Source organism: Bacillus sp. JJ722, assembly GCF_036963345.1.
Taxonomy (GTDB): domain Bacteria; phylum Bacillota; class Bacilli; order Bacillales; family DSM-1321; genus Bacillus_AD.
This window is the reverse complement of sequence record NZ_JBALMO010000019.1, coordinates 54346-78240: the sequence shown is the minus strand read 5'-3', so window position 1 is coordinate 78240 and position 23895 is coordinate 54346. Positions and strand designations below refer to the sequence as shown.

The window sequence follows — 23895 nt, the reverse complement described above, 5'->3', positions numbered from 1 at the left end:
ACAAAGAACTGAATAGTTATGTGAATAACAATGTTATGGAATGAGCTAACATTGTTATTCACATGTGGATAAGTTACAATTATCGTTGGAAACTGTAGTTACAAGGCATTGTGGACAATTAGTTTCGAGGATGGTTTTTTCTTTTTTTCAAAAAAAGACTGTGTTATTGTAGTAATTTAGGTGATTAATTTGGGCGATAATTAAAATAAATGCTGTTATAAATGAAAGTAGATAATAATCAAGAAGCTAGTAAAGAGGTTCTTAAATAAATAATTCTATGAAATAGAAGATATAGATAGAATGAGGTGACATGATGGAATTTGAAACCATTGCTGCAATATCAACACCAATGGGAGAGGGAGCGATTGCTATTGTCCGGTTGAGTGGTGATCAAGCACTTTCAATTGTTGATCGAGTATTTAGAAGTCCGAGTGAAAAGAAACTAAGTGAAGTACCTTCGCATACGATTCACTATGGTCATCTATATGATCCAAAAACAAATACTGTTGTAGAAGAAGTTATGGTATCCGTTATGAAGGGTCCTAAAACGTTCACTAGAGAAGATGTTGTTGAAATAAACTGTCATGGTGGACTTGTATCGGTTAAAAAAGTGTTAAATCTTGTTTTAGTTAATGGAGCGAAACTTGCAGATCCAGGTGAATTTACAAAGCGAGCTTTCTTAAATGGACGTATAGATTTATCACAAGCTGAAGCGGTGATGGATTTAATTCGTGCGAAAACAGATCGCGCCATGGGTGTGGCATTAAATCAAATGGAAGGGCGTTTATCAAAGCTTATTCATAAGCTACGCCAAGAAATATTAGAAACATTAGCACATGTAGAAGTGAATATTGATTATCCAGAGTACGATGATGTTGAAGAAATGACTCATAATATGCTGATTGAGAGAGCGACGTACGTTCAGAAACAATTGCAAAAGTTATTACAAACTGCAGAGCAGGGGAAAATCTTACGGGAGGGGTTATCAACAGCAATTGTAGGACGCCCTAACGTTGGAAAGTCATCTTTATTGAACAGTTTCGTTCAAGAAAATAAAGCGATTGTTACAGATATTCCAGGTACAACGCGTGATGTTATTGAAGAATATGTGAATGTACGTGGTGTACCACTTCGATTATTAGATACAGCAGGTATTCGTGAAACGGAAGATATCGTTGAACGTATTGGTGTTGAAAAATCACGAGCGGTATTAAAGGAAGCGGACTTAATTCTACTAGTATTGAATTATTCAGAAGCATTATCTGAAGAGGATGAGAAGTTGTTTGAAGTGACAAAAGGTATGGACGTTATTGTTATTGTTAATAAAACGGATTTACCTCAAGCTATTGATTTAGAACGTGTAAAAGAGCTTGCTGGTAATGCTCCAGTTATGACAACTTCATTATTAGAAGATCGAGGAGTAGATGAATTAGAAGAAGCTATTGCTGATCTTTTCTTTGAAGGTGATTTGGAAGCTGGAGATATAACATATGTATCAAATACAAGGCATATTGCATTAATTTCCCAGGCTATTTCAAGAATTGAAGAAGCGGTTTCTGCTATACAAAATGGTGTACCAATTGATTTGGTACAAATTGATTTAACAAGAGCGTGGGAGCTATTGGGCGAAATTACTGGTGATGCTGTTCATGAAAGTTTAATTGATCAGCTATTTTCACAATTCTGTTTAGGAAAATAGTCGTTAGAATAACAAAGGAGGAAGAGAAGTGTCTTACGAAGCAGGTAATTATGATGTAATTGTCATAGGAGCAGGACATGCTGGCTGTGAAGCTGGTTTAGCAGCGGCCCGAGCAGGTGCTAAAACGTTGATGTTAACAATTAATTTAGATATGGTTGCCTTTATGCCATGTAATCCATCGGTAGGGGGACCAGCTAAAGGGATCGTTGTACGTGAAATTGATGCACTTGGCGGCGAGATGGGTAAGAATATTGATAAAACCCATATTCAAATGCGAATGCTGAATACTGGTAAGGGACCTGCTGTTCGTGCATTACGAGCGCAAGCTGATAAGTTCTTATATCAACAAGAGATGAAGTTAACGATTGAAAAAGAAGATAATTTATCACTTGTTCAAGGTATGGTTGAGAGATTAATTATTGAAGATGGTAAATGTACGGGTGTTGTGACTCAAACGGGTGCGACATACAAAGCGAAAAGCATTGTTATTACAACTGGTACATTTTTACGAGGCGAAATTATTCTCGGCGAATTGAAATATTCTAGTGGTCCAAATAATCAACAACCTTCTGTAAGATTATCTGAGCACTTAGAAGAACTTGGCTTTGATTTAGTTCGTTTTAAAACGGGGACGCCACCACGAGTGAATAGTGATTCGATTGATTATAGTAAGACAGAAATTCAACCTGGCGACGATGTGCCACGTGCTTTTTCATATGAAACAACAGCTTTTATCACTGACCAATTACCATGTTGGTTAACATATACAAGCTTACAAACACATCAAATTATTGATGAAAATTTACACAGATCACCAATGTATTCAGGTATGATTAAAGGAACTGGACCACGTTATTGTCCATCTATTGAAGATAAGGTTGTCCGTTTTAATGATAAACCACGCCACCAAATTTTCTTGGAGCCAGAAGGAAGAAATACACGTGAGGTGTATGTACAAGGTCTATCAACAAGTTTACCTGAAGATGTACAAAAACGTATGTTAGCTTCTATTCCAGGGTTGGAAAATGTTCAATTGATGCGTGCAGGTTATGCAATTGAGTATGATGCAATCGTACCAACACAATTATGGCCAACACTTGAAACGAAAAAAATCGAAAATCTGTATACTGCTGGTCAAATCAATGGTACTTCAGGATATGAGGAAGCGGCAGGTCAAGGATTAATGGCTGGTTTGAATGCTGCTCTTAAAGCATTAGGTAAAGAACAAGTGATACTAAATCGTTCAGATGCTTATATTGGAGTATTAATTGATGACCTTGTAACAAAGGGAACAAATGAACCTTATCGTCTCTTAACTTCTAGAGCTGAATACCGCTTGTTATTACGTCATGATAATGCTGACTTACGCTTAACAGATATTGGTGCAAAAGTAGGGCTTATTAAAGAAGAGCGCTATGCAGCATTTAATGAGAAAAAACGCATGATCGAGGAAGAGAAAGAACGATTAAAAACAGTTCGAATTAAGCCTACTTCAGAAGTACAAGAATTAATCGCTAGCGCTGGTGGAAGTGAATTGAAAGATGGTATTAAAGCTGCTGATTTACTGAGACGTCCAGAAATGAATTATGCCCATATCGAACAAATTATTCCGAGTGAACAGTCATTATCGGAAGATATTAAAGAACAAGTAGAGATTCAAGTAAAGTATGAAGGCTATATTGAGAAGTCATTGCAACAAGTAGAGAGATTGAAGAAAATGGAAGATAAGAAAATTCCTGATAACATTGATTATGATGCTATTAATAGCTTAGCAACTGAAGCTCGTCAGAAGTTAAAGCAAGTACGCCCCTTAACTGTAGCTCAGGCTTCTCGTATATCAGGTGTAAATCCAGCTGACGTTTCAATCTTACTTGTATATCTAGAACAAGGTAAAATAGCTCGTATTTCAAATTAATAATATCGAGGTCGGAAACGAATGAATGAACAACAATTTAAAACGATGCTAGAAGAGAAAGGCATACAACTTTCTCCTTGGCAAATGGAGCAATTTGAGATCTACTTTAAGACATTAGTTGAGTGGAATGAAAAAATGAATTTAACAGCTATTACAGAACAAGAAGAAGTGTATTTAAAGCATTTCTACGATTCCATATCAGCTGCTTTTTACTTTGATTTTAGCAGCGTAGAAAGTATTTGTGATGTTGGTGCTGGAGCAGGGTTTCCAAGTATTCCACTGAAAATCTGCTTCCCACACTTGTCTGTATCGATCGTGGATTCATTAAATAAAAGAATTTCGTTTTTGCATCATTTAGCGGATGCATTAAAATTAGATTCAGTTCATTTTTATCATAGTCGCGCAGAAGATTTTGGACAAAATCCGATGCACCGAGAGAAATATGATCTAGTGACAGCGCGTGCAGTTGCAAGAATGTCTGTACTTTCAGAGTTATGTTTACCTCTTGTTAAAGTAAATGGACATTTCGTAGCGATGAAAGCGGCAAGTGCTCAAGAAGAATTGAATATTGGCAATAAAGCTATTACTACTTTAGGTGGTAAACTTGAAAAGGTAGAAAGCATGAATCTACCTTTTGAGAATAGTGAACGTAACATCATTACAGTAAAAAAAGTAAAACCAACAGGTAAAAAATATCCACGTAAAGCAGGAACACCAAATAAATCTCCAATTGAATAAGTAGTAACTTATTTAAAACATTGATAGATAGCAGTTTCTTTGAACCTAAAGGAAACTACTATCTGTTCAATGTGAGGAAGTGTTTCACGTGAAACTGTAGTGAACTAAAGATAAATATCAAAAAGGACCGGTGTCGGTTTTTCTTATTTTGTTTGATTTTGTCGTAAGAAAATTAAAGGAACTTGTAGTTTTTATAGAGAATATGTACTAAGGGAGTTTCTAAAAGGTGGTGTTAGGGATATGAAGCATCCTTTTTCGCGTTTTTTCAGTTTAGGTGACAAGCAAGAAAAAATATTGGAAGAGAAGGCAGTAGATGAAAAGCCAAGCAACAATGATGAAATAAAAAAGATCCCCATTTCAGAAATCGTTCCTAATAGATTTCAACCACGAACGATTTTTAATGATGCAAAAATAACCGAATTGGCTCAAACTATACATACTCACGGAATTATACAGCCAATTGTAGTAAGAGAATATGAACAAGGCAAATTTGAACTTATTGCTGGTGAGCGTCGTTTTAGAGCGATGCAAAAACTAGGATGGGATACAGCTCCAGTAATTATTAAGAACTTTAATGATACTGAAACAGCTTCGGTAGCACTTATTGAAAATTTACAACGAGAAGAATTATCTCCTATTGAAGAAGCTGTTGCCTATAGCAAGTTACTGGAACTTCATCAACTTACACAAGAAGCTTTAGCGCAAAGATTAGGAATTGGTCAATCAACAGTTGCTAATAAGTTACGATTATTAAAACTTCCAGACGAAGTGCATCAAGCACTATTAAATAAAACTATTACCGAACGTCATGCACGTTCATTAATTCCGTTAAAAGATGTGACAAAGCAACTAGCTTTGCTACAAGAAATAATTGATAATCAATTAAATGTAAAACAAACTGAAGATCGAGTAGCTAAACTTCTATCTACTTCAACTGAAAAGAAGAAGCCGAAGCGAAAGGCCTTTAGTAAGGATATGAGAATTGCGGTAAATACGATACGCCAGTCATTAACAATGGTGAAAGATAACGGAATCAATCTCAATGCTGAAGAAGAAGAGCATGAAGAATACTATCAATTCACAATTAAAATTCCAAAGAAAAAGTAAATGTATCAAGATATAAGGAGCTCAGAATAGGTTATTTGTAACCAAGCTCCTTTTCTTTTATTCTAAAATGCAGTATCTGCTTTCCTAAGTATTAGCAAAAGTTATTCTTTATTTTTCTGATTATTTAGTTAGTTAATGAAGAAAGTTACGGATTAGAAAATCTACTCGCGATGTTTTATGATAAAATAAATTACATGTAAACTTGTTTTTCGTAACATAATAGATTGCTTTTCAACATTTATATAATTAATTTGTATTGATGAAGGAATAAGGGTAGGTGACATCGTGGGAAAAATTATAGCTATTGCCAATCAAAAAGGTGGCGTTGGAAAAACAACGACATCTGTAAATCTTGCTGCATGCATGGCTTATATTGGCAAACGAGTTTTATTAGTAGACATTGATCCACAAGGTAATGCAACAAGTGGAATTGGTATCGAAAAAGCTGAAGTTGAACGATGTATTTATGATGTGCTTGTTGATGATTTAGAAGTATCAGAGGTAATTAAGTCTGCTAAAGTCGAAAACTTACACGTAATACCGGCTACTATTCAATTAGCAGGTGCGGAGATTGAGCTTGTTCCTACTATTTCAAGAGAGGTTCGCTTGAAACGTGCTCTAGAAAAAGTAAAAAAGGATTATGATTTCATTATAATTGATTGTCCTCCTTCTTTAGGACTGCTTACAATAAATGCATTAACGGCTGCAGATGCGGTCATTATTCCGGTTCAGTGTGAGTATTACGCATTAGAAGGATTAAGTCAGTTACTAAATACGGTTCGTCTAGTACAAAAACACTTAAATGAGGAATTAAAAATTGAAGGTGTATTGCTTACAATGCTAGATGCTAGGACTAATCTTGGTATTCAGGTTATTGAAGAAGTTAAGAAGTACTTTCAAGATAGAGTCTATCAGACAATCATACCTAGAAATGTCCGTCTTAGTGAAGCTCCAAGTCACGGTGAACCTATTATTATTTATGATGCTAAGTCACGAGGAGCAGAAGTATATGTAGATTTGGCAAAGGAAGTGGTTTCAAATGGCTAAAGGATTAGGGAAGGGGATTAATGCCTTATTTACCGGCCTTGAAGCAACTAAAGAGGATCTAGTTCTAGAAGTTGAGTTAAAAGAATTAAGACCTAACCCATATCAACCGAGAAAAATATTCTCAGAGCAAGGAATCGATGAATTAAAAGCTTCGATTATTCAACATGGTATTCTTCAACCAATCATTGTGAAGAAAAGTATTAAGGGCTATGAGATCGTTGTTGGTGAGCGTCGTTTTCGAGCTGCTAAAGCAGCTGGTTTAACGAAAGTTCCAGTAGTTGTTAAGGATTATAATAATCAACAAATGATGGAGCTTGCTGTTTTAGAGAATTTACAGCGAGAAGATTTAACTCCAATTGAAGAAGCAACTGCTTATCAAACATTGCTTGATAAATTAGACATTACCCAAGAAGATTTAGCTAAAAGATTGGGTAAAAGTAGACCGCATATTACGAATCATCTTCGTTTACTTTCACTTCCGAAAGATATTCAACAATTAATATCACAAGGAACTATTTCAATGGGACATGGAAGAGCTTTGTTAGGCTTAAAAAACAAGGAGCTTCTTTCTATAATCGTTCAAAAAATAATAAAAGAAGAATTAAATGTGCGTCAATTAGAACATTGGATTCAACAGTTAAATGAAGATGTTTCACATGAAACGAAGAAGAAAACAGTAAAAAAAGATATATTCATACAAGAACAAGAAAGCTTACTAAGAGAGCGTTTCGGAACGACAGTTACAATTACGCAACGAAAGAAGAAGGGGAAAATAGAAATTGAATTTTTCTCTCCAGATGATTTAAATCGTATTTTAACTCTTTTTGATAAGTAAAAATATATCCGATAAACCATCCTTTTTGGATGGTTTATTTGTAAATTATATTGATAAAGGCGGAGAAGGTGTTGCAACAATGGCATTACTAGGGACATTGGTTAATGGTCTTCTAATTATTATAGGTACGCTAATCGGCAGGAATTTTCGGAATATTCCGGATAAAACGAAAGAAACCGTCATGTATGCAATCGGGTTAGCTATTTTAATAATAGGCTTACAAATGGGATTGAAAAGTCAGCAATTTTTAATAGTTATTTTAAGCTTAGTTATAGGAGCTGTGCTAGGAGAACTTATTGATCTAGATGAAAAGTTGAATAAGGTTGGTAAATGGTTAGAGGTTAAACTAAAAGCTAAAGAAGGAAATTATGTTGCGCAAGGGTTTGTAACAGCTACTCTTATCTTTGTAATTGGAGCTATGGCTGTGTTAGGAGCGTTGGATAGCGGTATAAGAGGTGATCACAATATCCTTTATACAAAGGGTATTATTGATGGATTTACATCGATTGTCTTGGCCAGTACACTTGGAATTGGTGTTATTTTTTCTGCTGTACCTGTTGTTCTGTATCAAGGTACGATTGCTTTATTCGCAACGCAAATTACAAAGGTGGTTCCCAAAGAGCTTCTAGATTTTTTTATTATAGAAATGACGGCTACTGGGGGAATTATGATTATAGCTATTGGTTTGAATATCATGGGCGTTACCAAAATAAGAGTGGCAAATCTCTTACCAGCAATTTTGGTTGTAGCAGTTTTATCTGCTGCTTTTTATTATAGTAATATACAATTATAAAAGGAGCTCTTATAATAAAGCTCCTTTTTAAGACAATACATACATTTTTCGTTATGTGTGACTTTACTATCTTGGTCATAAAACAAAGAAGTCAATTTAAAGGCCGATGAAGCTGGGCAAAACAAATCGTCTGGAGTCTCTTCGTTTAACTTTTATCTCCGTCAGAAGGCTTCAGCTCATACGGAGCAATACGGACGCTTACGCTTTTCTTAATTTGTAGCTTCTTTTGAATCAAAGGTCCAACTTGTATCATTATAGGTTGCTTTGGTTGTTAATGATTCTCCAGCAACATAAATGCTGTCAGCAATGGTTCTTGCCATTTTAACAACTAGATTTAATCTCGTGTTTTGTAAAACGAAAAATTCCATAAATCCACTTACATTCACAATACCTGTAACATGAATATTACCTACTTCAGGTAGATTTTTATTTACACCTGCTCCAGGCTTTAATGGGCCATCACCTATTTGAACAGTACCTACGTTTTTCATTCTTCCTAAACATGCATCTACAGCAATGATAAATGGGTCATGATGTTTATCTTTGATTTCTTGAACTTTTTCCTGTAAATTAACAGCGTGGATAGGATTCTCTAACGTACCATATACAAGGAAAGGGGAGGTTGGTTTTTCAGACAAAAATGTCCCCACTAAAGGACCTAAAGAATCTCCAGTTGATCGATCTGTACCAATACAAGCTACCACTATAGATTTTGGGTGGTTTCCTGGAATCGATGATAAGAGATTTAATGAAATTTTTTCTACTGCATCATGTTCTTCAAATAGTGTGTGTTTTTTATTATTATTTAAGTCAAGAAAGCTACGTTTAACATTCATTACACTCCCACTCCTTTGATGTAGTAGTAACAGTATACGGAAATAAAAGGAAATGTATACATGCAGTAGTGGAAATAGGTAAGTTTATCATAAGGGGAAAAAATACCTTTATCATATAAGAGACTATTGTGTTAATTTATTTACCCAAAGTGGTTTTAAAAAAACGCTGAATCTCAACAAAACAAAAAGGGTGTGACAAAAGTTTGGATTATTCAAGTAAAGTCGTTGAACGCTTTATCACAAAGTGGACAAGTGAAGATTTATGGCTCGATTTAATGGATAAATGTATTAAAATCGCGCTAATTATTATCATTGCAGGGATCGTAGTGAAAATAGGTAAGAAGGTTATTACGAATGTTTTCCTTTTACGTGCGAAAAGCCCGCTACGTGTTTCGGAACGTAGAGAAGCAACTATGTTAAAACTGTTAAAAAATGTTGTTTCTTATTTTGTTTATTTTATAGCTTTAATGACGATTTTAGGAACCGTTGGAATTGAAGTTAAAGGTCTATTAGCTGGGGCTGGTATTCTCGGACTTGCAGTCGGTTTTGGGGCACAAAGTTTAGTAAAAGATATTATTACTGGTTTCTTCATTATCTTCGAAGATCAATTCGCTGTAGGTGATTATGTTCGAATTGGTCAATTTGAAGGTACGGTTGAAGAAATCGGGCTTCGTACTTCGAAGATTAAAGGAATGAATGGTGAGATTAATGTCATTCCAAATGGTAGTATTCTAGAGGTAACCAACTACTCTGTTCATAATAGCATTGCTATTGTTGATATCGGTATTGCCTATGAAGGAGATATTCAGAAAGCAGAGAGAGTAATCAGTCATATGCTTGAAGGTATGACTGATCGCTATGAAGATTTAGTAAGAGCGCCTGAATTACTTGGGGTGCAAAGTTTAGGTCCTTCTGAAGTAGTGCTTCGTATTACAGCAGAAACCATTCCAATGCGCCACTTCTATATAGCGAGGGAGCTGCGCAAAGAATTAAAAACTACTTTAGATGCAAATGGTATTGAAATTCCATTCCCACGTATGGTTATGTATAATAGACAAGATAATGAAGGGAAACAAACTGCGAAGCACATGTAGGAGGTCTGGAGATGGAAGAGAAACAATTCGGTTTGAATGATATTGTTGAAATGAAAAAGCCTCATCCTTGTGGTGCGAATAAGTGGAAAGTCATCCGATTAGGTATGGACATCCGAGTAAAATGCGAAGGTTGCGGCCATAGCGTTTTAATTCCACGCAAGGATTTTGTTCGTAAAATGAAAAAAATCATTGAGAAGCATGAAGAATAATCATGCTTCTTTTTTTGTACCGAGAAAACCGGGCGCTTCCGCTTTTCTATTCTTTACTTGTCTTTTTTAGGTGTAATCTCTATAATTGGTAGAGGTTTAAGTATAGAAATTAACTATGTTATTTTAAAGTCCATATAGCAGTATATGAGGGTCTTTCCGCTGTTATTTTCATAAAAGCAGAAGCCCATTTATTTTATAGAGGAGTGAATGTTTAATGGCTTTAACAGCTGGAATTGTTGGTTTGCCGAACGTTGGAAAATCAACATTATTTAATGCAATTACACAAGCAGGTGCAGAATCTGCTAACTACCCATTCTGTACGATTGATCCTAACGTAGGTATCGTAGAAGTTCCAGATCATCGTTTACAAAAACTAACTGAACTTGTTCAACCGAAAAAAACAGTTCCAACAACTTTCGAGTTTACTGATATCGCTGGTATCGTTAAAGGTGCAAGTAAAGGTGAAGGTTTAGGAAATAAATTCTTATCACATATTCGTCAAGTAGATGCTATTTGCCAAGTAGTTCGTTGCTTTGATGATGAAAATATTACACACGTTGCTGGTAAAGTGGATCCAATTGAAGATATTGAAGTTATTAACTTAGAGTTAATTCTTGCTGACTTAGAATCAGTTGATAAACGTATTGCACGTGTAGCAAAAATGGCAAAGCAAAAAGATAAAGAAGCAATGTATGAGCATGATATTTTAGTTCGTTTAAAAGAAGCATTTGAAAATGAACAACCAGCTCGTACAGTTGAATTTACTGAAGAAGAAATGCGCGTCGTTAAAATGATGCACCTTCTTACAATCAAGCCAGTTCTTTACGTAGCAAATGTTGGTGAAGATGATGTAGCAGATGCAACAGAAAATGAATATGTACAAAAGGTACGTGCATTTGCTGAAAAGGATAATGCAGAAGTAATCGTTGTATGTGCGAAAATCGAATCTGAAATTGCTGAGCTTGATGGTGAAGAAAAGGCAATGTTCTTATCTGAATTAGGTATTGAAGAATCTGGATTAGATCAATTAATTCGTGCAGCATACCACTTATTAGGATTAGCAACATACTTCACAGCTGGTGTTCAAGAAGTACGTGCTTGGACATTTGTTCAAGGGATGAAAGCACCACAATGCGCTGGTGTTATTCATTCTGACTTCGAGAGAGGCTTTATTCGTGCAGAAACAGTTTCTTATGATGATTTACTTGCAGGTGGCAATATGGCTGCAGCACGTGAAGCAGGTAAAGTTCGTCTAGAAGGAAAAGATTATATTGTACAAGATGGGGATGTTATTCACTTCCGTTTTAATGTATAATAGTTATAACGTCCAGAGTCAATATACACTATTGATTTTGGGCGTTTTGTTTTGAAAATAAGAATGCTATAGGTGCTTTGCAATTAGGAGACACTTATGCTATACTTAGAACTCGTGAGTAATTATTAAATTGCTCCTTGCCCAATTATGGGCCGTTAGTCCAAAAGGAGGTGACAGTGATGAGAAAATACGAAATTATGTACATCATCCGTCCAAATATCGAAGATGAAGCTAAAAAAGCTTTAGTTGAGCGTTTCAACACAGTTCTTACTGATAATGGTGCGGAAATTACAGAAACTAAAGATTGGGGTAAACGTCGTCTTGCATACGAAATCAACGATTTCCGTGATGGCTTCTACACAATCCTAAAAGTTCAAGCTGATGCTGCTGCTGTTCAAGAATTTGACCGTCTTGCAAAAATCAGTGAAGACATGATCCGTCATATGGTAATTAAAGAAGAAGTATAATATAAATTTTTATAAATCTTTTCTTGTAATGTTTCTCATGGAACGTGTGAGAAGAGAAGGAGTTGATTCTGATGATGAACCGCGTCGTTCTAGTAGGACGCTTAACAAAAGATCCAGATTTGCGTTACACACCAAGTGGAGTTCCTGTTGCAACTTTTACTCTTGCTGTGAACCGTTCGTTCTCAAACCAGCAAGGTGAGCGTGAAGCAGACTTTATCAATTGTGTAGTATGGCGTAAGCCGGCAGAAAACGTTGCGAACTTCTTGAAAAAAGGAAGTTTAGCAGGTGTGGATGGCCGATTACAAACACGTAGCTATGAAGGACAAGATGGTAAGCGCGTTTATGTTACAGAAGTTGTTGCTGAAAGTGTTCAGTTCTTAGAACCTAGAGGTGCAGGTAACAAAAACGAGGGTGGTTCTTACGGTGCAGCCCCTAGAGACGATTATGGCTCTTACGGACAAAACCGAAACCAGAATCAAAACCAAAACCAAAATCAAAATCAAAATCAACAACAAGGTGGCAACTACACTCGTGTAGATGATGATCCATTTGCAAATGGCGGTCAAACGATCGACATTTCTGATGATGATCTGCCATTCTAATATAAACAACCGTATTGTTTATATACAAACACAAAAGGAGGGAAAAACCAATGGCAATGGGTGGACGCAGAGGTGGCCGTGCAAAACGTCGTAAAGTTTGTTTCTTTACTTCAAACGGTATCACTCACATCGATTATAAAGATGTAGATTTATTGAAAAAATTCGTTTCTGAGCGTGGTAAAATCTTACCGCGTCGTGTAACAGGAACTAGCGCTAAATACCAACGTAAATTAACAGTTGCTATCAAACGCGCACGTACTATGGCTTTACTTCCATACGTATCTGGTGAGTAATTAGATAGTATTAAAAGCACAGTAGAATTCAACTCTATTGTGCTTTTTTGTGTACATTTTTAAATGACTAACGATTCTAGCTTTTTTAAAAAAAGTCCAGAAACTCCAATATACCAGCTTCTATATCAATATTTTCTCAACTAGGGCCTCTTTAACATATGATTGCCATTACTTTTAATCTTCTAATCAAATAGTGAGGTTGTAAGTGCTTTAATGAATGAAAAGACTACATTAGATATTTTCATTCATTAACTCATCATCCATCAAATTAATCCTTTAAAATAAAAATAGCGCCAACTTCTCTTTAATAGAAATCGGCACTTCGTTTATTCGCTATACGTTTAGCGTGACGCTTTTGGCGGTTGGCACACATCACATTTACGTTGGTTATTATTTTTAAATTTCGTAAATGTTTTCTCAAAGTTGCTACCACACGCACATTTGAATAGTAACTTTTGAGAAAAACCGTGATATTCCGTCGTTAGCAACTTACTATCTGAATTGTTCTCAACAAATTCTTTAATTTTACTAATCGTCCATCGCTTATTCATTCTCTAACACCTCCATATTTTCTCGCGAGGCGGAGGCTTTTCTTGGCATCCGTTCAATTATGAGTAAAAGTCGTAATTATCCTAAGTTCCTCATTATAACATGAGCTGGCACACAATTAAACAGATGGAAGGTATCTTAATACACTATACTGCCCTTTTGGTACAATAAAAACTGACATAAATCAGTTTCGTTGTAGGCTAATGCATCTGTTTGTTAAATATGATTTTACTTTTATGATCTAAAATGTTCATTAAAAATCAATTTCTATTTTGTTTGAAATATATTCCAATTGTTTGTAAAGAGCTGTCATCTCCAAGTTCTTAGTGAATCACTAAGGAATATTTACTATACTAGAAGTAAAGAAAAAACAGAAAAGGTAGAATATATGAACAAAATAATGCTTATTGAAGACGATATAAAGTTACAAAAATATATTGGCGAATATTTATCTGCTTATGATTATGAAGTAATTACGGTAAAGGATTTTAATAGAGTAATGGAGCAGGTTGAAATAGAGCATCCGAATTTAATTCTCTTAGATATTAATTTGCCTAAGTTGGATGGGTTTTATTATTTGAGCGTTTTAAGAAAGAAAATGAATATCCCTATTATCATTTTATCGGCTCGTAGTGATGAAGGTGAGCAAATAAGAGGTATGGAACTAGGCGCTGATGATTACATAACGAAGCCATTTAGTGTAGGGATCTTATTGGCTAAAATAAATGCCGTATTAAGAAGAGCAACCTACTTGACCGATCGTCCTATTTTAACAGTAAATAATATTTCACTTCATAATGAAAGTATGAAATTGGAAGTAGATGGTCAAATGGTCGAACTTAGCAAAAACGAGTTTCGTTTGATGAGAATCTTCCTAACGCAAGTTGGAAGTGTAGTAAAGCGAGAGGAATTATTAGAAGCACTTTGGGATGAGTATGTATTTGTTGATGACAACACATTAACAGTTAATATTACTAGGCTTAAGAAGAAACTCGCAGATTTAGGGCTTAAAAATGTCATTACAACGAAGCGAGGAGTAGGATATGTCTTTGAAACAAGTAGCAGTTAACTTTTTGAAAGTAAAATTAGGCTTTATTATTACATATTGCATTAATACAACCATTTTAGTGGCACTCATTTACTTAACTAGCGGATTTACAGAATTTATATATCCAATTACGGTTAGCTTATTTATTTTACTAGTATATCTTCTCTTTGCTGGAATGAATTTTTTGAGTTTTACAAAAAAACTAGAGGATGCTAAATCTAGTCCAAATTTAAGCATAGACTCATTAAAAGTTGAAGATCGGGTGATTTTCACAGCAACAAATGACATTCATAATGAATATCATACTAAATTATTTAAGCTAAATAGCATATTTAAAGAACGCAATGCTTTATTTTCTCAGTGGATTCATAATATGAAAGTATCTATTGCCATTATTGACCTTGCATATGAAAAGGGTACTAGTCAACATCCACAGGAGGATTATTTAGAGGATATTAAAGAAGAAAATGAGAAGTTGAAAATTAATCTAGAGGAAAGTTTAAATGTATTGCGTCTAGATGAATTTTCACGTGATTATATTCCGGAGAAGCTTTCTTTACAGCGTTTAGTTTTAGATGTCATCAATATGCAAAAGAGAGATTTTATTTATCAAGGTGTATTTCCGAAAGTGAAGGTAGATGAAAGTATTGAAGTATTAACAGATTCAAAGTGGTGTAAGTATATACTTAAACAAATTATTTCTAATGCTGTTAAATATAGTCCATATCAAGAGAGTAAAATAGTTATGATTTCAGCTACTAAAAATGAAGATAGTGTAGAATTAGAAATCCAAGATGAAGGGATAGGCATAGCGGCAACAGATTTACCGAGAGTATTTGATCCTTTCTTTACGGGCGAGAACGGTAGAACACATGAATCTGCAACAGGTATCGGACTTTATATGGTAAAAACTATTTCTAAAAGTCTAGGCCACCAAATATCCATTACATCAATAGAAGGTAAAGGTACGAAAGTAAAGCTTTCTTTCCTTTCAAAAGTGTAAGGTTGTGTAAGGGAAATGCATTAGAAACGATGCATTTCCCTTTTATACTTTACTTATAGAAACCGGTTAGCTCTTACATAGAGGGGGAAATGAGAAATGGATATTATTACAGTCGATCAATTAATGAAAGTATATAACGGCTTTAAAGGTACGAAAGAAGTAACAGCTATTAATCAGCTCCAACTATCTGTTCAAAAGGGAGACTTTGTCGGTATTATGGGACCGAGCGGAAGCGGCAAAACAACGCTGCTTAATATATTATCGGGTGTTGATAAAGCAACATCAGGTGAGGTTGTTATTAGTGGTAAAAATATCGCACAAATGAAAAAAGATCAACTAGCGTTATTTCGTAGAGAAAATATAGGCTATATCTTTCAAGACTTTAATCTACTTGATAGCTTAACATTGCAAGAGAATATAGCGTTGCCACTTATTTTAGATAAGGTAGATCCGAATAAAATCAACATGAAGGTTCAACAATTAATGACTTTCTTAGGAATAGAGGAACTAAAGGATAAATACCCTTATCATATTTCAGGAGGTCAAAAGCAAAGGGTTGCGGCAGCGCGTGCGATTGTAAATGACCCAGCGGTTATATTTGCAGATGAGCCTACTGGTAACTTAGATTCGAAGTCGGCAAACAACTTAATGAGTACCATTACAAAATTGAATGTAGATATGAACAGTACCATATTAATGGTAACTCATGATGCTTTTGCCGCTTCATTTTGTAAACGAATTATTTTTATTAAAGATGGAAAAGTAGAATTGGAAATTCATTCTTCGGGTGATCGCAAGCAGTTTTTTGAGAAAATATTAGAAGCGCAAAGTATAATAGGAGGCGTTCAATCATGACGTTTTCTTCTATTATTCGTAAAAACTTTATTCATAATATTAGGAAGTTTATGAGTGTATATTTTGTTAATACGTTAATAGTGGTGATGTTATTCATCTTCGGGAGTTTAATGTTCAATTCCGATGTTCTTGAACAAGCAGGTAAGACGAAATTGTATGAAGCCATAACAATGTCGCTTGTAGGTATTATCATATTTTCCATCGTTTTCATTACCTATAGTAATATTTCATTCTTAAAATATCGTGGGAAAGAATTTGGAATGTACATCACTTTAGGAATGACAACGAAAGATTTAATAAAGCTATTATTTGTAGAGAACCTAGGTATTTTACTACTTTCTATCGGTTCAGGGCTGGTTTCAGGCGCTGTTTTTGGAAAACTGTTCTATCTAGGGATGAATGAGATGTTACCATCTAATCCTATTGATTTTGAATTTCATGTAAATAGTGTTCTACTTAGTGTATGCGTATTTCTAATTATCTTCTTATGTAATTTCTTATTTAGTGTATTTTATATTAGAAAATCATCGATTGTTGATATATTACGTTCAGCAAGTAAAAGAGAAATAGGAAAAAACAGCATTACAATTGGGTTATTAGCCTTTATCATATTTGTTATGTCCGCAGCTTTGCTGCCAAAGGCATTATTGAATGAAATATATAAAGAACAGTTATATATGGCGACAGTGTTCTTTGTATTAACACTTATCTGCCCATATGTATTGATCGGTACATTGATTGCTATATATAAAGTTGTAATGAAGCGCTTTAATAAATTATATAACAATCAGTTGTTATTGTTATCTAATTTATCACATCGTTTCTTAGCTTATAAGAATTCGCTTTATATGGTTTCTATACTGCTTACTGGAGCTATATATTTCGTAGGAATATCATATTCTATTTATGCTTCGACTGAAATGCAAAATGATAAACTTAACCCATATGATGTTATGTTTATAGAGAACGAACAAGTGAACAAAGTGAATAGCGCTGAGGTTGAGAAGGCATTACAAAACAATGGTAGCTCGATTACGCAGTATGATCAGTTAGAATATGTGGACGTAGCTGAATTCAGAGAATTAAAGAATGATTATTCTTTCTGGGGTGATGCAACAAGTATTATAAGCGAAGCGAACTTCAGCAAGCATATGAAAAGACAATATGATGTAAAACCAAATGAAGCGCTTTGGGTAAAAGTCTATGAAGAAAACAGGGAAGAACAACATCCACGGACTATTTTAACAGTGGCCAAAGAGGAACACCTGAATCGTGTGATAGGTCAATTAGAATCAAGTGATGCTAGCAAAGAGCAACAGTTTCAGGATATTGAACAAGCTTTAAAAGGAAGCACATTTGTAGTTTTTGAACAAAAGAATATCGGTGAAACGACTAAACCGTTTGTGAATTATCAACTTAAAGTACCTTATTCAACTGGCGATGCACTTGTCGTGGATGATAGCATTTATGAAACATTCAAAAATGCAGTAGGTCCTAATAAAGTGGATACATTACACTTAATAAAAGGAGATATTAATGAGAAGGATTTCCTTTCATTGGTTGCAATGTTACGTGATAATAATGGTTTAGATGATTCCGACTGGGAAGAAACTATATCTATGGAAACAGGTAATTCTATAGAAGGATACAGACCGATTTTTAAAGATGAAGAATTAGCATTACAATTAGAATCAAGTGGGATTATCTTCTTTATCATGATTTTCATGGGTATACTGTTCACGGTTGCTTCTGGTGTTGTTCTGTATTATAAAGTGTTAACTGATATTGAAGAAGAGAAAGAACGAATTATCTCCTTGAAACGAATTGGAATCACATTTAAAGAATTGCAACGTATGGTTTCGAAAGAATTAGCGGTAACATTTTTCATGCCAACTTTTATTGGTATGGGACTAGGGCTATATTACATTTATGTTAGTTTCTCCAATGACACAATGAAATGGACAATGCTTATGAAATCTAGCCTTGTATGTATTGCTTTTCTAGTGATTCAAGTGATTCTATATTTTGTTTGTAGAAGAAAATATTTCTCGGAATTAGATAAATAGATCCTAAAAATCGTTCGTCATGTGATTATTACACATAGTGAACGATTTTTTTGTGAGCTTAAAATGTTTCATGTGAAACATTTGCGTTATTTATCTCGTTCTAACTAGTGCTAAGAAGCCACATCAAAACGAAAGTAAAAGCGAAGACGTTAAAGTGGGAGAATAAGGGCCAATAAGAACCCCATCGATTAAGTTTTCACATTATCGACGTGTGGTGGAGATGGAAATGCGGTAAGTTTTTAGGAGAAAGGGTATAATAGTTACAATAAGGATATATATAAGTCTTACCTTACATTAGAAAGCATGTTGTTTATAAATATAAAAAAGAATTAGTAAGATGGTAAGAGAGGAAAGGGGTTATTTTGATTTGAATAAAGGTAGAGAATTAGCAGAAGGCGGTGTATTACTAGCTATTTATGCAGTTATGCTCTTTATAGTGATATACATACCTTTTGCTGGAATGATTATGATGTTTCTACTGCCTGTTCCTTTTATTTTGTATGGTATTAAATACGATCTTCAAAAGTCGTTTTTATTCTTAGGTGCAGCAGTATTATTAACGATAATAATTAGTTCATTTTTGACAATACCATTAACCATAATGTATGGATTAGTAGGTATTATTATGGGCTATCATATTCGTGCGAATAAAAGTAAGTTACAAATGTTTGTTGTGTCCGTTTTGACATTTATTGCTTGTCTCCTGGCTATGTTTATAATATCCATTGTATTCTTCGATTTTAACTTTGTTAGCGAAACGATAAATATAATGGAGGAGGCGATTGATCAATCAGCGAGTATAGTATCATCGATAAGTCAAGGAGAACAAATGCAACCGATGATTGATCAGTTAAAATCATCATTAGCGTTCGTTGAAACATTGTTACCGAGTTTTCTTGTTATCACATCGACTGTATTAGTTGCGATTATTTTCTTAGCTTGTAAGCCAATTATTAACAGAGTAAGTGATCAGAAATTTGAAATGTCACCTATTCGAGATATCACACTACCAAAGAGCCTTTTATGGTATTATTTATTTATCATGATTGTTTCGTTGGTTATCAATCCTGAACAAGGAAGTTTTTCTTTTACTGTAATATCTAATTTATTAATTGCTTTACAATTTTTTATCCTTATACAAGGCTATTCACTGTTATTCTTCCTTAGCAATGCTAAAGGATTACCAAAGGCTCTTCCTATAACAGTGACTATTTTTACGTTCATTGTACCAATATTTCTTTCATTTATACGAATCCTAGGAATCATTGATTTAGGATTCCCAATACGAGAAAAAGTAGCAAATAAGTAATGAAGGATAATTAAAAGTAAAGATGTAGAAATTACTAGCTTTTAGGAGCTGAAATAATGTCATCAAATATACAAAGTAAATCTATTCGATATTCATTTTTGGGATTGATCGGAATAGTTTCTGTATTGCTCATTATTCTTGCTTACCATCAGTGGATCATTGCTGTTATCGGCATTCCAATTGTTTTTGGATTGTTTTATACGATTATTAGGATTGAAGTGAATAATCGTAAAGAAACGGAGAAATACATTTCTACGCTTTCTTACCGGTTAAAGAAGGTAGGAGAAGAAGCGTTATTGGAAATGCCGATAGGGATCATGCTTGTTAATGAGGATTTTGATATTGAATGGACAAATCCGTTCATGAGTTCTTGTTTTCAGGAGGAAACCATTGTTGGGCGATCTCTATTTGATGTAGCTGATACACTTGTACCAATTATAAGGCATGAGATTGAGACGGAAACTGTTACAATTTATGAAAGAAAGTTTAAGGTTATTCATAAGCATTCTGAGCGGTTATTGTACTTCTTTGATGTAACAGAACAAGTTGAAATTGAAAAAATGTATGAAGATGAGCGAACAGTTATCAGTATTATCTACTTAGATAATTACGATGAACTGACACAACCGATGAGTGATCAAAAGAGAAGTAGTTTAAATAGTTTAGTGACTTCTTTATTAGATAAGTGGGCGAAAGATAACGGCGTCTTTATCAAGAGAACATCATCTGATCGATTCATTGGTATTTTCAATGAAAGCATACTGCAAAACTTAGAGAAAACAAAGTTTACTATTTTAGATGAAATTAGAGAGACAACCACAAAGCAACATGTTCCTTTAACACTCAGTATTGGTGTAGGATGTGGCGCTTCCTCTTTGCCGGAATTAGGGAATATTGCACAATCTAGCTTGGATTTGGCACTAGGTCGAGGTGGAGATCAAGTAGCCATCAAGCTTCCAAATGGAAAAGCAAAATTCTTCGGCGGCAAAACAAACCCTGTTGAAAAGAGAACGAGAGTACGTGCCCGTGTTATTTCACATGCATTAAAAGATATTATTCTGGATAGTGATAAAGTCATTATTATGGGTCATAAATATCCAGACATGGACGCTATTGGTTCAGCGATTGGTATTTCAGAAATAGCTAATATGAATAATCGTGAATCTTATATCGTTGTAAACTTTCAAGAACTTGATACAGGTGTGCAGCGTCTAATGAAGGAGATAAAAAATAAGCCAGAACTTTTTGCTCGTTTTATTACACCTGAAGATGCTTATGAAATTTTAACGGATGATACGTTGCTTGTAGTTGTTGATACCCATAAACCATCGATGGTTATAGATGAGAAGTTAATACGAAGCATTGAGAAAGTAGTAGTTATTGATCATCATCGTCGAGGTGAAGAGTTTATCAATCGCGCGCTGCTTGTCTATATGGAGCCTTACGCTTCGTCTACTGCTGAACTTGTCACGGAGTTATTAGAGTATCAAGACAAGCATAGCAAGATAGAAATGCTTGAAGCGACTGCTTTATTAGCAGGTATTATTGTAGATACGAAAAGCTTTACGTTACGAACTGGTTCCAGAACATTTGACGCAGCATCTTATTTACGATCGCATGGTGCTAATACCGTCCTTGTACAGAAATTTTTAAAGGAAAACTTAGACATCTTTATTCAGCGGGCTAAGTTAATTGAAAGTGTAAAATTCTATAAGCAAGATATTGCGATCGCAAAAGGAAATCTTGATGATGTGTATGAGCAAATAGTGATTGCGCAAGCCGCAGATACATTGCTCATAATGGAAGGCATTGGTGCATCATTTGTCGTGTCAAAACGAGAAGATGGTAAAGTCTCCATCAGTGCACGTTCTCTTGGTGAAATCAATGTGCAAATCATTATGGAAATGTTAAGCGGTGGAGGTCATTTAACTAATGCCGCAACGCAATTAGAGGGTATTACTGTGGATGAAGCTGTTGCAAAATTACAGCTTGCAATAGATGAATATCTTGAGGGAGGACATAAAGAATGAAAGTTATATTTTTAAAAGACGTTAAAGGTAAAGGTAAAAAAGGCGAAATAAAGAACGTTTCTGATGGATACGCTCATAACTTTTTATTAAAGCAAGAGCTAGCTGTTGAAGCTACAACAGGTAATATGAAAAAGCTTGAAGCGCAAAAAAATAAAGTAAATCAACAAGCTGCAGAAGAATTACAACAAGCTAAAGAATTAAAGGATAAACTTGAGAAAATCACTGTGGAAATTTCCGCTAAAGCAGGCGATGGTGGTCGTTTATTCGGGTCGATTACAACTAAACAAATTGCAGAAGCATTACAAGCTTCATCTTCTATCAAAATTGATAAGCGTAAAATGGAATTAGCAGATGGAATTAGAGCACTAGGTTACACAAAAGTGCCTGTTAAGCTTCATCATGAAGTAATGGCAACATTAAATGTACATGTAAAAGAAGTTAAATAAGCTAAATTTTGACCTTTACCATAATGCATAAAGGTTGTAAAATGATGTAGGCAATTATTTTATTACACAAAATGAGTTAAATATTTGATAAATGTTTGTTTGAATGATAAAAGACGACTCCTTCTTTTCAATATATGAACTGTATAGGGGTCGTCTTTATATAGAGATGTTTTTAAACGGATTGGAGAGGAGGTTGCAAACGTTGAGTGAAATGTTTCAAAATCAAATACCGCCTCAAAACATAGAAGCTGAGCAAGCAGTATTAGGCGCAATATTTTTGCAGCCTTCTTCTATTATTGTGGCATCAGAGTATTTAATGGCTGAAGATTTCTATCGAGTAGCGCACCAAAAGATTTTTCAAGTAATGTTGAAGTTAAATAATAGCGGAAGTGCAGTGGACTTGGTCACAGTAACCGAAGAACTTGCAGCTTCTAAAAGCCTTGAAGATGTTGGAGGCGTCAACTATTTAAGTGAATTAGCTGAATCGGCACCAACTGCCGCTAATATTGAATATTACGCTAAAATTGTAGATGAAAAATCCTTGCTTCGCCGAACGATCCGAGTTGCTTCGCAAATTGTTCAAGACGGGTATAGTCGAGAAGATGAAGTAGAAGCTTATATAAGTGAAGCTGAGAAAAGCATTATGGAAGTTGCCCAACGTAAAAATGCAGGTGCATTCCAAAATATTAAAGATGTTCTTGTAAATACGTACGATAACATCGAAATTCTTGCAAACCGAAAAGGAGATATTACAGGTATTCCTACGGGATTCGCAGAGTTAGACCGTATGACAGCAGGATTCCAACGTAATGATTTGATCATCGTTGGTGCACGTCCATCCGTAGGTAAAACAGCCTTTGCTCTGAATATTGCACAGAATGTGGCAACAAAAACAGAAGAAAACGTAGCTATCTTTAGTCTAGAGATGGGTGCAGAGCAGCTAGTTATGCGTATGCTCTGTGCGGAAGGAAACATCAATGCACAAGGATTAAGAACGGGTGCATTAACGGATGAGGATTGGCGCAAATTAACGATGGCAATGGGAAGTCTATCTAATGCAGGAATTTATATTGATGATACGCCAGGTGTACGAATTGGTGATATTCGTTCTAAATGCCGTCGATTAAAGCAAGAACATGGTTTAGGTATGATTCTCATTGATTATTTACAATTAATCCGTGGAGATGGTAATTCTGGCGATAACCGTCAACAAGAGGTATCAGAGATTTCTCGTTCATTGAAAGCATTAGCTCGTGAGCTAAAAGTTCCTGTGATCGCACTTTCTCAGCTATCTCGTGGTGTAGAGCAACGTCAAGACAAACGACCAATGATGTCCGATATTCGTGAATCAGGAAGTATTGAGCAGGATGCTGATATTGTTGCGTTTCTATACCGTGATGATTACTATGATAAAGAGTCCGAGAATAAGAACATTATAGAAATCATTATTGCCAAGCAACGTAATGGCCCTGTTGGTACAGTTTCGCTTGCTTTCGTAAAAGAATATAATAAGTTCGTTAATCTTGAACAAAGATATGATGATTCTTCGATGCCGCCTGGTGCATAAGAAAAGGAGTAAATGATTTAAAGCTTGAATCATTTACTCCTTTTTTCGAAAATTTTTTGCGCGATGTCTAGC

At 34.9% G+C, this 23895-nt stretch carries 23 protein-coding genes; 21 read left to right on the top strand and 2 right to left on the bottom strand.

The window, feature by feature from the left end:
- Window positions 1-313 precede the first annotated feature (313 nt).
- From mnmE to V7014_RS03315, 7 genes are all read left to right on the top strand, one after another.
- Window positions 314-1699, top strand: coding sequence for a tRNA uridine-5-carboxymethylaminomethyl(34) synthesis GTPase MnmE (gene mnmE, locus V7014_RS03345; protein ID WP_335504163.1), 1386 nt, complete (start codon window positions 314-316; stop codon window positions 1697-1699).
- A 28-nt stretch (window positions 1700-1727) separates the two neighbouring features.
- The gene (mnmG, locus tag V7014_RS03340) at window positions 1728-3614 is read left to right on the top strand and encodes a tRNA uridine-5-carboxymethylaminomethyl(34) synthesis enzyme MnmG (protein WP_335504161.1); all 1887 of its coding nucleotides are present in this window, start codon (window positions 1728-1730) and stop codon (window positions 3612-3614) included.
- 21 nt (window positions 3615-3635) lie between these two features.
- Window positions 3636-4352 (top strand): 16S rRNA (guanine(527)-N(7))-methyltransferase RsmG, encoded by a 717-nt coding sequence (gene rsmG, locus V7014_RS03335; protein WP_335504160.1) that lies wholly within the window; start codon window positions 3636-3638, stop codon window positions 4350-4352.
- 240 nt (window positions 4353-4592) lie between these two features.
- The gene (gene noc / locus V7014_RS03330) at window positions 4593-5459 is read left to right on the top strand and encodes a nucleoid occlusion protein (RefSeq protein ID WP_335504158.1); all 867 of its coding nucleotides are present in this window, start codon (window positions 4593-4595) and stop codon (window positions 5457-5459) included.
- 285 nt (window positions 5460-5744) lie between these two features.
- Window positions 5745-6506 (top strand): ParA family protein, encoded by a 762-nt coding sequence (locus tag V7014_RS03325; protein ID WP_335504155.1) that lies wholly within the window; start codon window positions 5745-5747, stop codon window positions 6504-6506.
- Window positions 6499-7341: a ParB/RepB/Spo0J family partition protein gene (locus V7014_RS03320; RefSeq protein ID WP_335504153.1), complete on the top strand. Its 843-nt coding sequence runs from the start codon at window positions 6499-6501 to the stop codon at window positions 7339-7341. Before V7014_RS03325 ends, V7014_RS03320 begins: the two co-directional genes overlap by 8 nt.
- 79 nt (window positions 7342-7420) lie before the next feature.
- On the top strand, window positions 7421-8134 hold the full coding sequence (locus V7014_RS03315) for a DUF554 domain-containing protein (RefSeq protein WP_335504169.1): 714 nt from the start codon (window positions 7421-7423) through the stop codon (window positions 8132-8134).
- A 209-nt stretch (window positions 8135-8343) separates the two neighbouring features.
- On the opposite strand, the gene yyaC is transcribed toward V7014_RS03315, so the two are convergent.
- Window positions 8344-8970, bottom strand: coding sequence for a spore protease YyaC (gene yyaC / locus V7014_RS03310; RefSeq protein ID WP_335504151.1), 627 nt, complete (start codon window positions 8968-8970; stop codon window positions 8344-8346).
- Between the two features lie 203 nt (window positions 8971-9173).
- Between yyaC and V7014_RS03305 the strand changes: the two genes are divergently transcribed.
- The 6 genes from V7014_RS03305 (at window position 9174) to rpsR (ending at window position 12950) form a co-directional block, all read left to right on the top strand.
- Entirely contained in the window at window positions 9174-10064 is an 891-nt protein-coding gene (locus tag V7014_RS03305; protein ID WP_335504149.1) for a mechanosensitive ion channel family protein, read from the top strand.
- A gap of 11 nt (window positions 10065-10075) precedes the next feature.
- Window positions 10076-10273, top strand: coding sequence for a DUF951 domain-containing protein (locus tag V7014_RS03300; protein ID WP_042352967.1), 198 nt, complete (start codon window positions 10076-10078; stop codon window positions 10271-10273).
- Between the two features lie 214 nt (window positions 10274-10487).
- The gene (gene ychF, locus V7014_RS03295) at window positions 10488-11588 is read left to right on the top strand and encodes a redox-regulated ATPase YchF (protein WP_335504145.1); all 1101 of its coding nucleotides are present in this window, start codon (window positions 10488-10490) and stop codon (window positions 11586-11588) included.
- A gap of 179 nt (window positions 11589-11767) precedes the next feature.
- Window positions 11768-12055, top strand: coding sequence for a 30S ribosomal protein S6 (rpsF, locus tag V7014_RS03290; RefSeq protein ID WP_205063123.1), 288 nt, complete (start codon window positions 11768-11770; stop codon window positions 12053-12055).
- A 71-nt stretch (window positions 12056-12126) separates the two neighbouring features.
- Window positions 12127-12657 (top strand): single-stranded DNA-binding protein, encoded by a 531-nt coding sequence (ssb, locus tag V7014_RS03285; protein WP_335504142.1) that lies wholly within the window; start codon window positions 12127-12129, stop codon window positions 12655-12657.
- Window positions 12658-12713: 56 nt separating this feature from the next.
- Entirely contained in the window at window positions 12714-12950 is a 237-nt protein-coding gene (gene rpsR, locus V7014_RS03280) for a 30S ribosomal protein S18 (protein WP_081707833.1), read from the top strand.
- 341 nt (window positions 12951-13291) lie between these two features.
- Here rpsR and V7014_RS03275 read toward each other — a convergent pair whose 3' ends face one another.
- Entirely contained in the window at window positions 13292-13501 is a 210-nt protein-coding gene (locus tag V7014_RS03275) for a hypothetical protein (protein WP_335504140.1), read from the bottom strand.
- 386 nt (window positions 13502-13887) lie between these two features.
- On the opposite strand from V7014_RS03275, the gene V7014_RS03270 reads away from it, so the two are divergent.
- The 8 genes from V7014_RS03270 (at window position 13888) to dnaB (ending at window position 23823) form a co-directional block, all read left to right on the top strand.
- Window positions 13888-14568: a response regulator transcription factor gene (locus tag V7014_RS03270; RefSeq protein ID WP_335504138.1), complete on the top strand. Its 681-nt coding sequence runs from the start codon at window positions 13888-13890 to the stop codon at window positions 14566-14568.
- On the top strand, window positions 14543-15550 hold the full coding sequence (locus tag V7014_RS03265) for a sensor histidine kinase (protein ID WP_335504136.1): 1008 nt from the start codon (window positions 14543-14545) through the stop codon (window positions 15548-15550). Before V7014_RS03270 ends, V7014_RS03265 begins: the two co-directional genes overlap by 26 nt.
- Before the next feature lie 96 nt (window positions 15551-15646).
- Window positions 15647-16405, top strand: coding sequence for an ABC transporter ATP-binding protein (locus tag V7014_RS03260; RefSeq protein WP_335504134.1), 759 nt, complete (start codon window positions 15647-15649; stop codon window positions 16403-16405).
- Window positions 16402-18471, top strand: a complete 2070-nt coding sequence (locus tag V7014_RS03255; protein ID WP_335504131.1) for an ABC transporter permease — start codon at window positions 16402-16404, stop codon at window positions 18469-18471. Before V7014_RS03260 ends, V7014_RS03255 begins: the two co-directional genes overlap by 4 nt.
- A gap of 367 nt (window positions 18472-18838) precedes the next feature.
- Window positions 18839-19780 carry a YybS family protein gene (locus V7014_RS03250; RefSeq protein ID WP_335504129.1) on the top strand — a complete coding sequence of 314 codons (942 nt, stop codon included), beginning with the start codon at window positions 18839-18841 and terminating at the stop codon, window positions 19778-19780.
- Window positions 19781-19836: 56 nt separating this feature from the next.
- Entirely contained in the window at window positions 19837-21810 is a 1974-nt protein-coding gene (locus V7014_RS03245) for a DHH family phosphoesterase (RefSeq protein ID WP_335504128.1), read from the top strand.
- A complete protein-coding gene (rplI, locus tag V7014_RS03240; protein ID WP_335504126.1) occupies window positions 21807-22256 on the top strand; it encodes a 50S ribosomal protein L9 in 450 nt (149 codons plus the stop codon). Before V7014_RS03245 ends, rplI begins: the two co-directional genes overlap by 4 nt.
- A 211-nt stretch (window positions 22257-22467) precedes the next feature.
- Window positions 22468-23823, top strand: a complete 1356-nt coding sequence (gene dnaB, locus V7014_RS03235) for a replicative DNA helicase (RefSeq protein WP_438824855.1) — start codon at window positions 22468-22470, stop codon at window positions 23821-23823.
- Window positions 23824-23895: the final 72 nt, after the last annotated feature.

What these genes read in the sequence shown, in the direction of transcription:
- mnmE (WP_335504163.1), top strand. Translation starts at nt 314, where the DNA reads ATGGAATTTGAAACCATTGCTGCAATATCAACACCAATGGGAGAGGGA.
- rsmG (WP_335504160.1), top strand. Translation starts at nt 3,636, where the DNA reads ATGAATGAACAACAATTTAAAACGATGCTAGAAGAGAAAGGCATACAA.
- noc (WP_335504158.1), top strand. Translation starts at nt 4,593, where the DNA reads ATGAAGCATCCTTTTTCGCGTTTTTTCAGTTTAGGTGACAAGCAAGAA.
- V7014_RS03320 (WP_335504153.1), top strand. Translation starts at nt 6,499, where the DNA reads ATGGCTAAAGGATTAGGGAAGGGGATTAATGCCTTATTTACCGGCCTT.
- V7014_RS03315 (WP_335504169.1), top strand. Translation starts at nt 7,421, where the DNA reads ATGGCATTACTAGGGACATTGGTTAATGGTCTTCTAATTATTATAGGT.
- yyaC (WP_335504151.1), bottom strand. Translation starts at nt 8,970, where the DNA reads ATGAATGTTAAACGTAGCTTTCTTGACTTAAATAATAATAAAAAACAC.
- V7014_RS03300 (WP_042352967.1), top strand. Translation starts at nt 10,076, where the DNA reads ATGGAAGAGAAACAATTCGGTTTGAATGATATTGTTGAAATGAAAAAG.
- ychF (WP_335504145.1), top strand. Translation starts at nt 10,488, where the DNA reads ATGGCTTTAACAGCTGGAATTGTTGGTTTGCCGAACGTTGGAAAATCA.
- rpsF (WP_205063123.1), top strand. Translation starts at nt 11,768, where the DNA reads ATGAGAAAATACGAAATTATGTACATCATCCGTCCAAATATCGAAGAT.
- ssb (WP_335504142.1), top strand. Translation starts at nt 12,127, where the DNA reads ATGATGAACCGCGTCGTTCTAGTAGGACGCTTAACAAAAGATCCAGAT.
- rpsR (WP_081707833.1), top strand. Translation starts at nt 12,714, where the DNA reads ATGGGTGGACGCAGAGGTGGCCGTGCAAAACGTCGTAAAGTTTGTTTC.
- V7014_RS03275 (WP_335504140.1), bottom strand. Translation starts at nt 13,501, where the DNA reads ATGAATAAGCGATGGACGATTAGTAAAATTAAAGAATTTGTTGAGAAC.
- V7014_RS03270 (WP_335504138.1), top strand. Translation starts at nt 13,888, where the DNA reads ATGAACAAAATAATGCTTATTGAAGACGATATAAAGTTACAAAAATAT.
- V7014_RS03265 (WP_335504136.1), top strand. Translation starts at nt 14,543, where the DNA reads ATGTCTTTGAAACAAGTAGCAGTTAACTTTTTGAAAGTAAAATTAGGC.
- V7014_RS03260 (WP_335504134.1), top strand. Translation starts at nt 15,647, where the DNA reads ATGGATATTATTACAGTCGATCAATTAATGAAAGTATATAACGGCTTT.
- V7014_RS03255 (WP_335504131.1), top strand. Translation starts at nt 16,402, where the DNA reads ATGACGTTTTCTTCTATTATTCGTAAAAACTTTATTCATAATATTAGG.
- V7014_RS03245 (WP_335504128.1), top strand. Translation starts at nt 19,837, where the DNA reads ATGTCATCAAATATACAAAGTAAATCTATTCGATATTCATTTTTGGGA.
- rplI (WP_335504126.1), top strand. Translation starts at nt 21,807, where the DNA reads ATGAAAGTTATATTTTTAAAAGACGTTAAAGGTAAAGGTAAAAAAGGC.
- dnaB (WP_438824855.1), top strand. Translation starts at nt 22,468, where the DNA reads ATGTTTCAAAATCAAATACCGCCTCAAAACATAGAAGCTGAGCAAGCA.